At 45.2% G+C, this 13,528-nt stretch carries 14 protein-coding genes; 1 reads left to right on the top strand and 13 read right to left on the bottom strand.

The genetic code is table 11. The features are described 5' to 3' along the window. The first annotated feature begins 52 nt into the window (after window positions 1-52). Window positions 53-1,042 carry a ketoacyl-ACP synthase III gene (locus ASL11_RS04450; protein WP_056610255.1) on the top strand — a complete coding sequence of 330 codons (990 nt, stop codon included), beginning with the start codon at window positions 53-55 and terminating at the stop codon, window positions 1,040-1,042. Window positions 1,043-1,081: 39 nt separating this feature from the next. Here ASL11_RS04450 and ASL11_RS04445 read toward each other — a convergent pair whose 3' ends face one another. From ASL11_RS04445 to ASL11_RS04385, 13 genes are all read right to left on the bottom strand, one after another. Then, a complete protein-coding gene (locus ASL11_RS04445) occupies window positions 1,082-1,339 on the bottom strand; it encodes a hypothetical protein (RefSeq protein ID WP_082595251.1) in 258 nt (85 codons plus the stop codon). Further along, window positions 1,336-1,698, bottom strand: coding sequence for a hypothetical protein (locus ASL11_RS04440; RefSeq protein ID WP_056610253.1), 363 nt, complete (start codon window positions 1,696-1,698; stop codon window positions 1,336-1,338). The genes ASL11_RS04445 and ASL11_RS04440 overlap by 4 nt, the downstream gene beginning before the upstream one ends. 5 nt (window positions 1,699-1,703) lie before the next feature. Continuing rightward, on the bottom strand, window positions 1,704-1,991 hold the full coding sequence (locus tag ASL11_RS04435) for a hypothetical protein (RefSeq protein WP_056610251.1): 288 nt from the start codon (window positions 1,989-1,991) through the stop codon (window positions 1,704-1,706). A gap of 59 nt (window positions 1,992-2,050) precedes the next feature. Beyond that, the gene (locus tag ASL11_RS04430; protein ID WP_327205085.1) at window positions 2,051-2,785 is read right to left on the bottom strand and encodes a glycosyltransferase family 2 protein; all 735 of its coding nucleotides are present in this window, start codon (window positions 2,783-2,785) and stop codon (window positions 2,051-2,053) included. Continuing rightward, the gene (locus ASL11_RS04425) at window positions 2,745-3,266 is read right to left on the bottom strand and encodes a glycosyltransferase (protein WP_056610247.1); all 522 of its coding nucleotides are present in this window, start codon (window positions 3,264-3,266) and stop codon (window positions 2,745-2,747) included. Before ASL11_RS04425 ends, ASL11_RS04430 begins: the two co-directional genes overlap by 41 nt. Before the next feature lie 24 nt (window positions 3,267-3,290). Then, window positions 3,291-3,671 (bottom strand): hypothetical protein, encoded by a 381-nt coding sequence (locus tag ASL11_RS04420; RefSeq protein WP_056610244.1) that lies wholly within the window; start codon window positions 3,669-3,671, stop codon window positions 3,291-3,293. Between the two features lie 67 nt (window positions 3,672-3,738). Then, window positions 3,739-4,884 carry a CgeB family protein gene (locus ASL11_RS04415; RefSeq protein ID WP_235550373.1) on the bottom strand — a complete coding sequence of 382 codons (1,146 nt, stop codon included), beginning with the start codon at window positions 4,882-4,884 and terminating at the stop codon, window positions 3,739-3,741. A 15-nt stretch (window positions 4,885-4,899) separates the two neighbouring features. Beyond that, window positions 4,900-5,991 (bottom strand): CgeB family protein, encoded by a 1,092-nt coding sequence (locus ASL11_RS04410; protein WP_056610238.1) that lies wholly within the window; start codon window positions 5,989-5,991, stop codon window positions 4,900-4,902. Beyond that, window positions 5,985-6,872 (bottom strand): dTDP-4-dehydrorhamnose reductase, encoded by an 888-nt coding sequence (gene rfbD, locus ASL11_RS04405; RefSeq protein WP_056610233.1) that lies wholly within the window; start codon window positions 6,870-6,872, stop codon window positions 5,985-5,987. The genes ASL11_RS04410 and rfbD overlap by 7 nt, the downstream gene beginning before the upstream one ends. Beyond that, a complete protein-coding gene (gene rfbB, locus ASL11_RS04400; RefSeq protein ID WP_056610230.1) occupies window positions 6,869-7,870 on the bottom strand; it encodes a dTDP-glucose 4,6-dehydratase in 1,002 nt (333 codons plus the stop codon). Before rfbB ends, rfbD begins: the two co-directional genes overlap by 4 nt. Then, on the bottom strand, window positions 7,870-8,589 hold the full coding sequence (locus ASL11_RS04395; RefSeq protein WP_056610227.1) for a sugar phosphate nucleotidyltransferase: 720 nt from the start codon (window positions 8,587-8,589) through the stop codon (window positions 7,870-7,872). The genes rfbB and ASL11_RS04395 overlap by 1 nt, the downstream gene beginning before the upstream one ends. Window positions 8,590-8,820: 231 nt before the next feature. Next, window positions 8,821-12,171 carry a WIAG-tail domain gene (locus ASL11_RS04390; protein ID WP_056610225.1) on the bottom strand — a complete coding sequence of 1,117 codons (3,351 nt, stop codon included), beginning with the start codon at window positions 12,169-12,171 and terminating at the stop codon, window positions 8,821-8,823. Window positions 12,172-12,262: 91 nt separating this feature from the next. Further along, complete coding sequence (locus ASL11_RS04385) at window positions 12,263-13,453, bottom strand: glycosyltransferase family 4 protein (protein ID WP_056610222.1); 1,191 nt, start codon at window positions 13,451-13,453, stop codon at window positions 12,263-12,265. Window positions 13,454-13,528: the final 75 nt, after the last annotated feature.

The raw sequence follows: 13,528 nt of genomic DNA, 5'->3' as shown, positions 1-13,528 counted from the left end.
CTAATATCTAGTGCTAATTTTTTTCAAACTAAATCCCAAAGGAGTGTTCCGCATGTCTTCCTCCAGCCCCTTGCAAGCCCGAATTTCAGCCATTGGCACCTATGTGCCTGAGCATATTTTGACTAACGATGAGCTTTCCCGCATGGTCGATACGAACGATGAATGGATCGTGCAGCGCACAGGAATTCGAGCGCGCCGAATAGCTGGAGCACATGAGTTCTCCAGCCATTTATGTATAGCAGCCGTGCAAAATTTGGTCGATCGATACCCAAATTCCCTTGACGATGTAGACCTTATCATCGTGTCCACACATACACCAGATTTACCATCAACGCCAGTTGCGTGTCAGGTTCAAGCCCACTTCGGTATCCAGGCTGCAGGAGCCTATGATCTCAATGCGACGTGTGCTGGATTCGCTTATGCACTTCACACCGCAAGTGCGCTTGTGGCTGCCGGCGTACATCACAAAATACTCGTGATCGGTGGCGACGCCTTATCCAAGATCACAGATTACACAGACCGATCCACCTGCATCCTATTCGGCGATGGCGCTGGCGCCATCGTCGTTGAGCGCGAAGAAGCTAAGCCGGCATTCCTCGCTTATCATATGGGATCTGATGGTACAGGCGCTAAGCATGTGTACCGGACGGGACTGGCGTCAGAGCTGAATGGCGATCCGCTGCTAGGGGAAGGGAAGCTTGTCCAGAACGGGCGCGAAGTATACCGATTCGCTGTTTCTACCGTACCGCAGGGCATTGAGGTGCTGCTGCAAAAAAGCGGCTTGCCGCTCGCGGCGATTGATTGGTTCATCCCTCATAGCGCAAACCTGCGCATGATAGACTCCATCTGTGAAAAGAGTGGGATCTCGATCAACAAAGCGTTATACAGCCTTGAATACTTCGGAAACACTTCCGCCGCTTCGATCCCTCTTGCGCTGGATTTGGGGATAAGAGAAGGAAAAGTTAAGGTTGGCGACAACTTGTTACTCTATGGATTTGGCGGGGGTTTGACGCACGCAGGTTTAATCGTACGTTGGGGTTAATAAGTTTGCATTCGCTTGTGTTCGTACTTGGGTGTGTGACTACACATTTTTATTCAACCATGGCTTAGCCGGCTTGCCATTGACACGCTTTCGAGTAGGCTGCTTCGTTAATTTCAACATCAACGCATGCTGATAATCACTTATCGACTTCAGATTATCCGCGACATGACCAGCGAGCTGTTCAGAACCCTCTACGTGGTCCGCTACAGATTCAATGATTCTGCATAACGCTCGCTGGCTTCTGGCCAGCGAGATCAACATATGCAGCTCCACGCGTTCCCGATTCCATTCCTTCACAGCTTCCCATCCTCGCCAAACGGAAGCAGGCTGCCGAATTCCATACCGTCGTCGGACCCTAAGCCTAATGCGGAACCTGAAGGATGTTTCCCAAGTAACGCCTTCATCTGGCGATTTAGCGCATTTTCCATCTTTGTTAAACCATCTATCAGTTCAATGACACTCTCATGTATTTGGCCAGTTACTTTCATTTTATGGTCATGGCCTTCTAGATTTGTCGAATTGATATGCTGACAAATCCAGTTTTGCGACTTCGACGCTTCAACGACTCTTGCTTCCAGCATCAGACTTATTTCATATTGCAGCTTGGCTGTCGCATCTAACATTTGCATATAAAGATCTGTTCTATCCAAGGTCATTCCCTCTATTCCTCATCAGTTACATGGATTTCCTTCATAACTAATTCCGTTTGCATCGCCATAGCTTCTTCCAATTCAGCGAGGCTGTTTAAATAAGTAGTTACATTTTTGGTTAGTTGTAATGCCCGCTTCTGCAGCATATCCAATCCAGCAAACTCAGGATGAGAATCCGGCAGATCTCCTGCAATTGCCGCCATTTGCGTAGACACATGCCGATGTGTTTCCAATATTCGTCCCATTTGGCTATGTGAAGCTGCAATATGAGAAATAATTTGCGTCACCCGCTCCTCCACACTTACTCCTCCTACAACCTTTTTCACTCTACGTTATGCCGCTGATAGTGAAACGGTGCCTAAATAAACTGAAAGGGATCGACGCCCCATTTATGGATAAATTTCTTACGATTGCGTCGCAGCAGCAAGAGCTTAGATCGACGGCTATTTTTTCGAAAACTAACACTTCCACGATGATAAACGAAGCAATCGCCTGCTATGAGCAGCTGATATCCCGCTAATCGCGCACGGTAGGAGAAGTCATCATCCTCATAATATCCGGGTGCAAATCGTTCATCCAACACGCCTACCTGCTCAACCAGCTTCCGCTTAAATAGTAAACAGAAGCCAACCAAGCGTTTCGTTTCCCGCCATTTCCTAGGATTTACATGATTATAGATGTGGGCCATGTTCGAAATACCAGTGAAAGGGACACGAATTTTTTGTTTGCCATTGACATAGTTAGAGACGGGACCTACCATCCCTACCTCTTCTCGACTGTATAAGCAGTTCAGCAACATGGGCAGCCAATTAGGGGTGACGATTGTATCGTTATTCAAAAGCATTAACGAGTCACCTTCCGCAAAAAGCAAACCGTAATTGCATGCAGCTGGAAAACCGAGATTGGCTGGCAGTGCCACAAACTTGATATTTTCATTGCGGCAGTAAGTCGATGTTCCGTCCCCAGAGCCATTATCCACAACTATAATTTCATAAGGCACGGATGTATGCTGGCGGATAGATGTGACACAGGCTTTCAGCAAAGGTAGACCGTTAAACGTCGGAATTATGATGCTCGTTAATTGCAAGTTCATGCCTCCTTACTAATGTGCCATTTTCAATTCCGAATGCTACATTCTGAATACACGGAAGCAGCTCATCCGCATTTACAACCTTGTCCCCTTCTATGAAAAGCAAGAAATCTGACCGCGATATCCTCGCAGCCAAAGCTCTTGCGTCCTCTGGTTCGATTCTTTGAGGATTATGAATAATAATGGCACGGGAATGGCTTCTAACCATATCTAACGTACGGTCTACAGAGCCGTGTACAATGACGATAATCTCCCTAAATGGTAAACGTCCCAATGGCTCCAACACATGCTCGATCGTTCCTTCTGCATTGGAAGCTAGGATGATCGCACCGACAGGGGGGACACTTGTCCTATTTACTCGAGCAAAAGATCTCTTACGCTTAGGAATGAATCGGCGTTTTGGTTTCTTTAGGAGTTTTCGTTTGCTTCCCTTCCTTAAGAAAACCTGCTCCCTCACCCGCTTCTTTCTGATAAGTTTAAGCAACTGGGCTCACCTCATGACTTCACTTTAAGCAATCGTTGGATTCGTAAGCTCCCACGTATATCCTTCTGCGAAGCCAACACCGTAGCTCGCATTGTAAGCTTCATTGAAGGCTCGGTCATAGGCCAGTTGGGCTCTCCTGGCTCTTGGACTTTGGATAATACGGCGCGGGACTTTGCGGCGACGAGCTATGATTCGACTCCCCTTACGTCTAGGAAATCGGATCAGACGACGAACTAATCTGCGGTTTCCCTTTCGCCTTGCGAGTGGCCTCAACCGACGAATGGCACGTCCCTTTTTTCTAATAAGGTTACGCTTTTTTAGACCTACCTTTCTTGGCGATCCCACTCGCTTCTTTCGAATCTTTCTGCTTATGGTCAGCTTGTGAACCTTCCTTTTCGTGATCAATTTCTACACCTCATCTTTCTAAAATGGTTCTCTTCAAGTCAATTTCATTAACTTCATTGTTCAGCCTTTATCTAGGTCCAAATATGATGGAAAGCATCGTAATAAGTCGATTGGTATAGGTATGATCTCGCATCGTGCGATAGAGCCCACGCATGGCTATTTGCTTACGTTCCTCTTCATGAATTAAATAATGATTCATTTTGTAAAGCATTTCTTCTGTGGATGCATACGTCACGATATCATAGTCTGGCGTATAGAAATTGACTAAATCATCCCGAATGTCTGTCAATTGAAAAGCCCCACAACCGGAAATTTCAAATGTTCGCGGATTAGGAGAGGCGCCGGTAATTCGACGAGAGTTGTGGTTATACGATTGGTCATCGAAAGCTCTATGCATATTAATGACGATATTCGCCCCATTGTAGAACGTGGCGGTTTGATCTGGCGACATCCACGTATTCAATTGAATTTGAGGTGCAAGCAGGCGATATTTCTTCAACCGTTCCCACCAAATTCCTGAGATAATGATACGTTTGCTCGCTAAAAACGGTGTAATCTGATTGAACACGCCAACACGGTTCCAGTAAGCCGAGCCAATAAAACAAATATCGCGGTGGACACCTTTTGGCACTGGTCTTGGTCGAAACATTTCCGGTTGAAAGGCTAGAGGTAAATAATGAACCTGCTGACATCCCATCTCCCGATATAACTGTACACAATTCACTTCTAAGGTAAATAAATAATCATAGTGCCTCGCATAGGAAGCAGTAATATCCGTGTAATAGGGATCATCAGTTAGCCATATGGCAGTCCGAATCCCCATATGGCGAACCCGATCAACAACATCCAAGGAGAGATTCATCCCCTCTAAAACAATCATCACATCAGGTCGGTACCTCGCTGCAAGCGTTTCGACATTGGCTTTTGGATTCCCGATACGGATCAGATCCTTGTCACAGTTTCCTATAATCAACTCGCGAACTATAGGCCGAAGGCCGTTAATAACAGCGAGATCCAATGGCTCGTAGGGATACCCTTTGCCCGATGTAACAAACAGCACACGTACGTCCCAGACAGGACTTGGCGCACGGTCACGAGCCGCTTTTTGCATGATCGCTTCACATTGTCCCATCCTGACTCCATTAGCGCGACCTAATTGATTCCCATCAGCAAGTCCGCGCTCCCGAGCATGCGCACTATTGATAAAACTCACACCCCTCACTCCCTTCTAAGCAAATACAATGTCCAACAACTTAACTAAACGATTTGCAAACGAATGTTCCATTCGTGTTCTTCTCATCCCATTAATCGCAATACGCAATCGATCTTCCTCATGAATTAAATAATGACTTAGTTTATGAAGAAGCTCTCCCGTATGTTGGAAGGTTTCGATTTCATGTCCAGGCCGATAGTGCTGCTCCAGATCATGGCGATAATCCGTTATTTGCAAGGTTCCACATCCCGCGATCTCATAGGTTCTCGGATTAATGGAATATCCCGGTATATTTCTGCTGTTTTTATTGTAGGTTGCATCATACGTAAGTCGGTGAATATTTAGGACGATTTTGGCACCATTATAATACTTCACTGACTCTTCGACCGGAACGCCCTCTAACTTAATCCCTTGTTGAAGCAAGGCGAAGCGATCTAAACGATCCCATAATCCCCCAGCAATAACCACTTTTCTCCCTATCAAGAAGGGAGTTAACTCATTGAAGAGAGCAATTCGGTTAGGAAAGCCCGTACCTATAAAGCAGATATCGCTTAGGTAGTTAGGGCTAATAGGCTGAGGTTTAAACACAGTTGGGTTAGCCGCCAAAGGCAAGTAGTGAACTTGCCTGCAGCCTATACCCTGATAGAACGGTACACAAGACATTTCATGCGTGAATACATAATCATAGTGAGGGGCTAATGCGTCTGTCTGATCAGTAAAATAGGGATCGTCCGCAAACCAAATGGCAGTTCGAATCCCCATCTGTCTTACTTGATCCACATGATTAGCATGATCATTAGGGAAAACATGAAGCCCATTCATGACAAGCACCAGATTTGGTTTAAGCTCATTCGCTAATCGGAGCATATCCGCAGCCGTGGCTGTGTATACAACTCGGACTGTTTGTTGCAGACCATGAATAATTCCTTTGTCAATGGCATCGAAGATACCCTGAACAATAAATAAAACACTAGCTTCTCTCAGCGGTGTGGGTGCTGGATAGCAGGTGTCGAGAGCATATTGGCATCTCCCCATACGAAAGCCACTTTCTCTTCCAGCTTGAAATCCCTGAATGCGCCCCTCCGCTATGCGGTTACGAATTACCATGTATCTTTCACCCTCTTAGCCCTAACTGCTGTATCGTAATAATCTACCTGTAGAAAGAAATCCAGCGCCGTTCGCCAATCTCGCATAGGCTCAAACCCATTGCTTTGCATAGCATTGTGTGCAAATGCGGTATACATAGGTCTTGCAGCTGGTGCTGGCGGGAAAGCGTGCGTAGGCACAGGATTCAGGGAAATATGCGCCATGCCAGCCGCTTGGAGGATATGCAAGGCGAATTCATATCTGGAGCATACGCCTTGATTCGAGGCATGATAGAGACCATATCGGTCCGTTTCAATAAGCTCACGAATGAAAATGGCCAGATCCAAGCAATAGGTCGGCGAGCCAAATTGATCATCCACGATGGATAAAGTCAGATTCTCTCGCGCCTTCTCCAATACTTTAGTTACAAAATTCATTCCTTTCTGACCATATAACCAAGAGGTTCGTACAATAAAATGCTTCATGCAAGTCATGGCAACGAATTTCTCCCCAAGAAGCTTGGATTGTCCGTAGCTATTGAGCGGATTGGGTACATCCGTCTCTTTATAGGGACTTTGCTTCGTGCCATCGAATACATAATCCGTACTGACATAGACGAGCTTGGCCCCAACGATCGCACAAGCCTGCGCAAGATGAAGAGCACCCAAAGCGTTCACTTGATAGGCAGACTCCTTCTCGAATTCAGCTCTATCTACATTGGTATAGGCAGCAGCATGAACAACAACATCCGGTCGTTCGTTCAACAGCTTCTCCATGACCTCTTGTTCTTGTCTAACATCCAATTCCGATTTCCCCCAAGAGATAACTTCATGCATCTGGCTCAGCACTCGCTTAAGGTCATATCCTAACTGCCCCCCGGCACCTGTAATAACGATTTTCACCTGTGATCAGCTTCTTTATCTACACGGTACGAACCGTCTGCAATACGGGCGCACCACTCGTTTTCACTTACATACCACTCTAGTGTCTTTTGCAGGCCCTTCTCAAATGAGTAAGCCGGTGTCCACCCTAACTCGCGACGTATCTTCGAGCTATCGATGGCGTATCGCCGATCATGTCCAAGCCGATCCGCCACATATTGAATTAAAGATTCAGGTTTGCCCAGCAGCTTCAAAATGCTCTGGACAACTTCCAAATTCGTTCGCTCATTCTGACCACCAATGTTGTAGACCTCTCCCGGCACACCAGCTTCAATCACACGTTCAATGGCAGAGCAATGATCGTCTACATATAACCAGTCTCGTACATTCAGTCCATCACCATATAGGGGTATCGTTTCATCGCGCAGCGCACGTGTAATCAAAAGTGGGATTAGCTTCTCTGGAAATTGGCGGGGACCATAATTATTGGAGCAACGTGTAATCACAGCTGGAAATCCATACGTCTCATAGTAAGCTCTTACTAGCAAATCAGAGCCTGCTTTACTAGCTGAATATGGAGAATTCGGCGCAATTGGTGTTACTTCACTGAAAGCTCCTTCAGCCCCTAGTGATCCATACACTTCGTCTGTGGATATATGAATAAACTTCTTAACCTGACCTTGACGTGCGGCCTCAAGCAAGATTTGAGTGCCAACCACATTCGTTCTTACAAAACTGCCAGGGTCATGAATACTTCGATCTACATGGGATTCAGCGGCAAAGTGAACAACCACATCAATGCCTTGCATCAGTTTCATCATGAGCGCCTCATCACCAATATCACTTTGCACAAATTGATAGCCAACTTGACCATCAAACAGCCTAGCATTTTCCCTATTCCCTGCATACGTAAGTAAATCAACATTAATTATTTGATCATCTGGATGATGTTTTTTCCAGTAATGAATAAAATTACTTCCTATAAAACCCATACCTCCTGTCACAAGCAATGACTGCATTAGCTGTACCCCTTTCTAACTAACAGCGTGGCTTGAAAGAGCGATTCATGCGTGCCCGCGTCAATCCACCAACCTGTCAAGAACATATGGGCGAGCGTACCTGTGGCTGCATACACATTATTGACATCTGTGATTTCCATCTCGCCTCTTGCTGAAGGTGATTGTGATTTAATAATCTCAAAGACAGAAGAGTCATATAAATAGATCCCCGTCACAGCAAATGGAGAGGCTGGATACTCCGGTTTCTCTATAATGCGTTCAATTTGATTGTGCTTCATCGTTGCTACGCCATATCTACGAGGATCCTCCACCTCTTTTAATATGACCATAGCCCCTTCATCTTGCTGGTAAAAGGTTTCAATCATGGACTGAAGTGGATCTAGGAATAAATTATCTCCCAATATGACCACGAATTTCTCACCCTCCCCCACAAAATCCTCCGCCAATGCTAAGGCTTGTGCAATACCTCCTGCTTTCTCTTGAATCTTGTAGGTTAGATTCACCCCGAACAGGTCACCACTACCCAAGTAATCTACATATAAGCTCGCAGATTGTTTCCCAGTAATGACAAGAACATCCTGAATGCCTGCCTGACTTAGTTTATCAATGGCATATTGAATCATGGGCAGCTCACCAACTGGAAGTAAATGTTTGTTAATAATATGTGTTAAAGGGCGTAAACGACTTCCAGTTCCTCCTGCAAGTACGACACCTTTCACAAGTCATCCCCCTTCACGAACGTTCGTATGATTTCTTATGGTGCATAGTCACATCCATTTCTACTATCATATGCTTTCGTGATAGACGGAAATTGGACGATTACCCCTAAATTGAAAATTGGTCATCAATCTATCTATCGAATAGCCAAAAAACAAAAAACAGTAGTCTCGCTTAAGTGCGAGACACTGTTTTTTTTGTTTTTTGAAGGAAGGACTCGCATCTTACATCGATTAATGACTCTTACCGATGGCCATCCAATTCACAATGCCATGTTGATCGGGTGAAAACTTGGCTCGGATAATGGACAACACCGCGCTGCCTGTAGACTTTTGACTCACAATGACATAACAAGCTGGATGATTCGTGATCGCTGTTAACACATAATTTGTATTCTCATATTCCTCTTCAAAATGAAGTACCAGCTCTATGGTCTCATCCTGAATCTTCATAACAAATGGCTCAAGACCGAACTGTTGCAACACATTTCTTTGCCCGGAGGAGCTGCGCACAACATTATCTGCCAATTTCGTCACCGTAATTGAGGCATCTGCAACATGTTGATTCGTGATAACCCCAGCTTGCAGCTTACTTCCATCAATACTGCCCGTTGCTAAGTGGAAATCCGTTACCGCTCCCTGTGCCAGCTTATAGCTGTCTACACTGCCATCAGCGAGTTTAGCGGTATCGATCGCCCCGTCAATAACTTTGCTGCCATCAATACTGTTGACGGATAGCTTCGCTCCTGTAACAGCATCATCAGACAGGTGCTCCGTATTCACCGCACCGAATACGAGTTTTGTGCTGTCCACACTACTAGGAGCTAGCTTTTCACCTGTGACGGTTTCGTCTTGCAGGTGCTCACTTCCGATCGTTCCCTCGATTAGCTTGGAACTATCTATGCTGGCATTTTGAAGTTTCCCCCCGTCAATAGAGCCAGGAGCAAGATGGCTGCTAGTCACTGAGCCCAAGGAGAGCTTCAATCCATCAATGATAAAGTCCGATAAATGTTCTCGTTGTATCGCACCGTAGACAATTTTACTGCTATCTACACTTCCCGACGCCAGCTTAGAAGCATCTACAACATGATCAGCCAAATGGTCACTATTTACAGCACCTGAAGCCAGCTTACTTCCATCCACGCTTTCTGGTGCCAATTTCACACCATATACGGCATGATCAGCAAGATGATAATTGTTCACTGCGCCCGACATCAGTTTACTGCCATCTACAGAGTTCACAGCTAACTTTTCAGAGTCAATAGCTCCTGCAAGGAGATGCTGATTACTTACGGAACCATGCGCCAATTTCGTACCATTCACCACGCCTAATGAAAGATGTTCGTCTGTGATTGTGCCAGGCATGATTTTCGAGCCTTCTACACTATGATTCGCCAGCTTCGTACCAACGACCGCTCCTTCTGCCAGATGCTCCGTGTTGATCGCGCGAAAAGCAACCTTCGTGCTAATGATGGACCCATCCGCCAAATGCCTGGCAACTACCGCAGCAGGTGCCAACTTGCTACCATGCACACTTTCATTCGCCAATTTCGAGGCGGTGATCGCACCGTCGATGATATGCTCTGCATTCACCGCTTTGCTCGAAATTTTGGTACTAATGATACTGCCATCAGCCAACTTATCTGAAGTTACTACTTCATCCTCTAGCTTCGCGTTCGTTATGGCTTGATCTTCAATGGTCCACGTCGTCACAGATTCTGCTTGAAGGTGTTGTGTGCTCACCGCTCCATTCGCGAGCTTTTCTTCGGTGACTGCACTGTCGGCTAAGATTTCAGTCGTGATTGCATTTTCTTGTAGTTTACTGCCCATTAGACTTCGATCAGCGAATACCTCCAATGTAATGGATCCTTGTGCCAAATGTTCAGAAGTAATCGTCCCTTGTTTAATATGAACACCATCGATAATTTCATCTTGCAAATGACGTGATTCTATTGACATCGGAGCGATCTTCGCCGTTGTTACGGCTTCCTCAGCAAGCTTACTCGTCGTAATGCTTTCTTCCTGAATATGTCTAGTAGTGATGGCTTCATCCGCAATATGGTTGCGTTGAATCGCGTGCAAATCGATTTGTTTCTCACCAATCGCACCTTTTGCGATGTGACCAGCAGCAATAATCTCTTCCTGCAGATGAGCAGAATTGATGGTGCGGTAGGCAATTTTGTTGGAGGTGACACTCTCATCCTTTAGTTTAGAATTAGCAACACTCCCCTCTGCCAATTTATCTGTAATGATGGAACCTGCAGCAATTTTGGAGCTAGATATCACATTCTCCTCTAGATGATCAGTCCTTATCATATGTGAACCGATATGTTTGGCGATGATGGCACCTTGCGCAATTTTATCCGCAGTGACCGCACCGTCATGCAATTTGCTGTTAGAAATAACTTGATCGTTCAAGTGGTCAGACTCAATAGCTTGCGGCGTTATATGTTTGCTCGCTATGATCTTCTCGCCCAATTTCGCCACGGTAATCGCACCATCTTGAATGAGCTTCGTTTCTATGGCACCTTCCCCAATATGTTTAGTACGAATTGCTTGATCAGCTATGTGGTAACTGGTTACCTCACCGCCTTCAATATGAATACCTCTCACCGCGGATTGTGTGATATGCATCGAATCTACGGCATGCGGAGCAAGCTTACCACTTGTTACAGTCTGATCAGCGAGTTTGTCACTTGTAATTAAGTGATTTTTTAAATGTTCGGACTGAACACTATCGGCCTGGATATGAATAGAACCGATACTGCCAATCCCCAATTTTTCTTCCGTTACAGCACCATCTCTAATTTTCGCAGAGGTGATGGAAGCGTCCATGAGCTTAGCCGTATCAATAATATAGTTGGCCAGATGCTTCGTCTGAACAGCACCGCTGAGGATTTTATCTGACGTGATCGCTTGTTGATCAATATAGTCACTTGTAATAATCAGTTCTGATAAATGTTGTGGCAAAATAGAAGCGTCTGCCAGTTTGGTGGCATCCACTGACCTATCAGCAATTTTGGCAGTTGTAATGCTGCTATCGGACAGCTTTCCGCCAGATATTGAATTATCTTGAATTTTATCTCCTGCTATACTGTTTGGAGCAATATGTTCATCATGGATAGCCTGGTTGGCAATTTTCGGACGGGTTACGCTTGCATGAGCTAATTTGGAAGGCTCAATCGCGCCATCCTTAATTGATCTGACACCAATGCTGAACGGTTTTATCTTCGTGTCATCGATTGATCGGCTTGCAATTTTGTCCCATGTTACCGCTTCATCTACAATGTCGTCTGTATAGACAACCGGGTCAACGAATTTCCCCGTTTTTCGCTCCGTTAATAACAGATCAGGTGTGATTTGCTCTGCAACCTTGGAGACATGCAAGACTTTGTTTGATTCTGTCTTTTCTGTCTTCTCTGTCTTCTCTGTCACCGCTGGATTCGTTTTCGCGATTAGTTTGGGTTGTTCTACCAATTTTTCTTGCTTTATTGGTGCTTCATCGAGCCATTTTAATTCATTCAAGTTAGCGTTCACTTTGTGCACGTTCGCTTTCTGGGTAGTGCTGCTCTTACGCTTATTCATATGACTCCTCTCCATTCGCCAAGATTTATCTTTGGTAACATATTCATTCTCACCTTAATAAGTACATTAGCCCCAAAAAATGTGCGCTCACCTAGACAAGTGCCGTTTCCTTCAACATTCGACTGTACAACTCTGACCTCACCTCAGCAGCTCGCTGCCATGTGAACAGGTTATCAACCCGCTTGATGCCGTTTTCCCCCAGATTACGTTGCAGGCTTTCATCTTTCAGTAACCGTATGACACGCTCAGGGAGTTCATTGTCAATGGCGCCCAGTTCGATTAAATAGCCAGTTTTGCCATCTTCCACAACCTCTTGAATACCGCCTACTCTAGTTGCAACAACGGGAACACCAGAAGCCATGGCCTCAACATTGACAAGTCCAAAAGCTTCCTTCCCAATCGAGGGGACAACAAAAACATCGGCGATTCGGACCCATTTAGGCATTTCTTGATGCTTCACATACGGAATAAATTGGACATGCTCTGGCATCATCCTCGCTGCTTTAACTAATTGCCTGACATACTTGGTTTCTTTCTTAGATCCATAATAAGCACTCCCAATGATTACAAGCTTGGCGCTTGGTTCACTCTTTATGACACTTTTCATCGCTTTCAGCAGATGATGAACACCTTTCTTAGGAATCAATCTACCTACATATAAAATAATTTTGCGATGCTCACATTCCAATCCATTGCGCATATCCATACGAGATTTGATGCCTTCATCCGACCATTTGGAAATAAATTGAGCAACATCAACACCTAAATAGTGTGTAACTATTTTATGGGCAGCACTAGGCACTTTTTTTTGCAGAAACCGCTTTAGAAAGTCGCTATTCACGATAATGACATCAGCAGCACGCAAACAAACGGTTAGAGATGCATTAGAAATATAGGGTCTAGTAATAAAAGACGTAGAGTGGAGGACGAGACTTAATTTGGAATGAGGGTATCGTTTACGAAGAAAGGGAAGGAAGCGTGGCCGATTATCCACTTGAATAATACCAGGACTTAACGAGGATATCTGTTTAGCTACATGTTTCATATAGGTAGTTTGTGTCTGATAAGGTACTCGCTGATACGTTACATCCTGCCGAATTTCCTTCCAAGGTTGATAGGATGTTTTCCGTCCAAATACGACTACAGGCATGCTCTTCACCAACTGCTCCGCTGTCTTCTGAACCACTTGCTCAACCGAGCTACTAGTCCCTGAGGGTATAGGAAAAGAGCCTGGAGTGACAATGACAAGACGGTTCGATTGCGGCTTCCGTTTAGTCTTCAACTTCTAAACCTCCTGGATAAAATGAGGCTGAGCTCCCCCCATTCTGCTACTTCTTCTATACATATGCGGATAAAG

Origin of the sequence: Paenibacillus sp. Soil750 (assembly GCF_001428045.1) — a bacterium.
Lineage (GTDB): Bacteria > Bacillota > Bacilli > Paenibacillales > NBRC-103111 > Paenibacillus_E > Paenibacillus_E allorhizoplanae.
The sequence above is the reverse complement of the archived record's forward strand: the minus strand, read 5'-3'. Positions and strand labels throughout refer to the sequence as shown.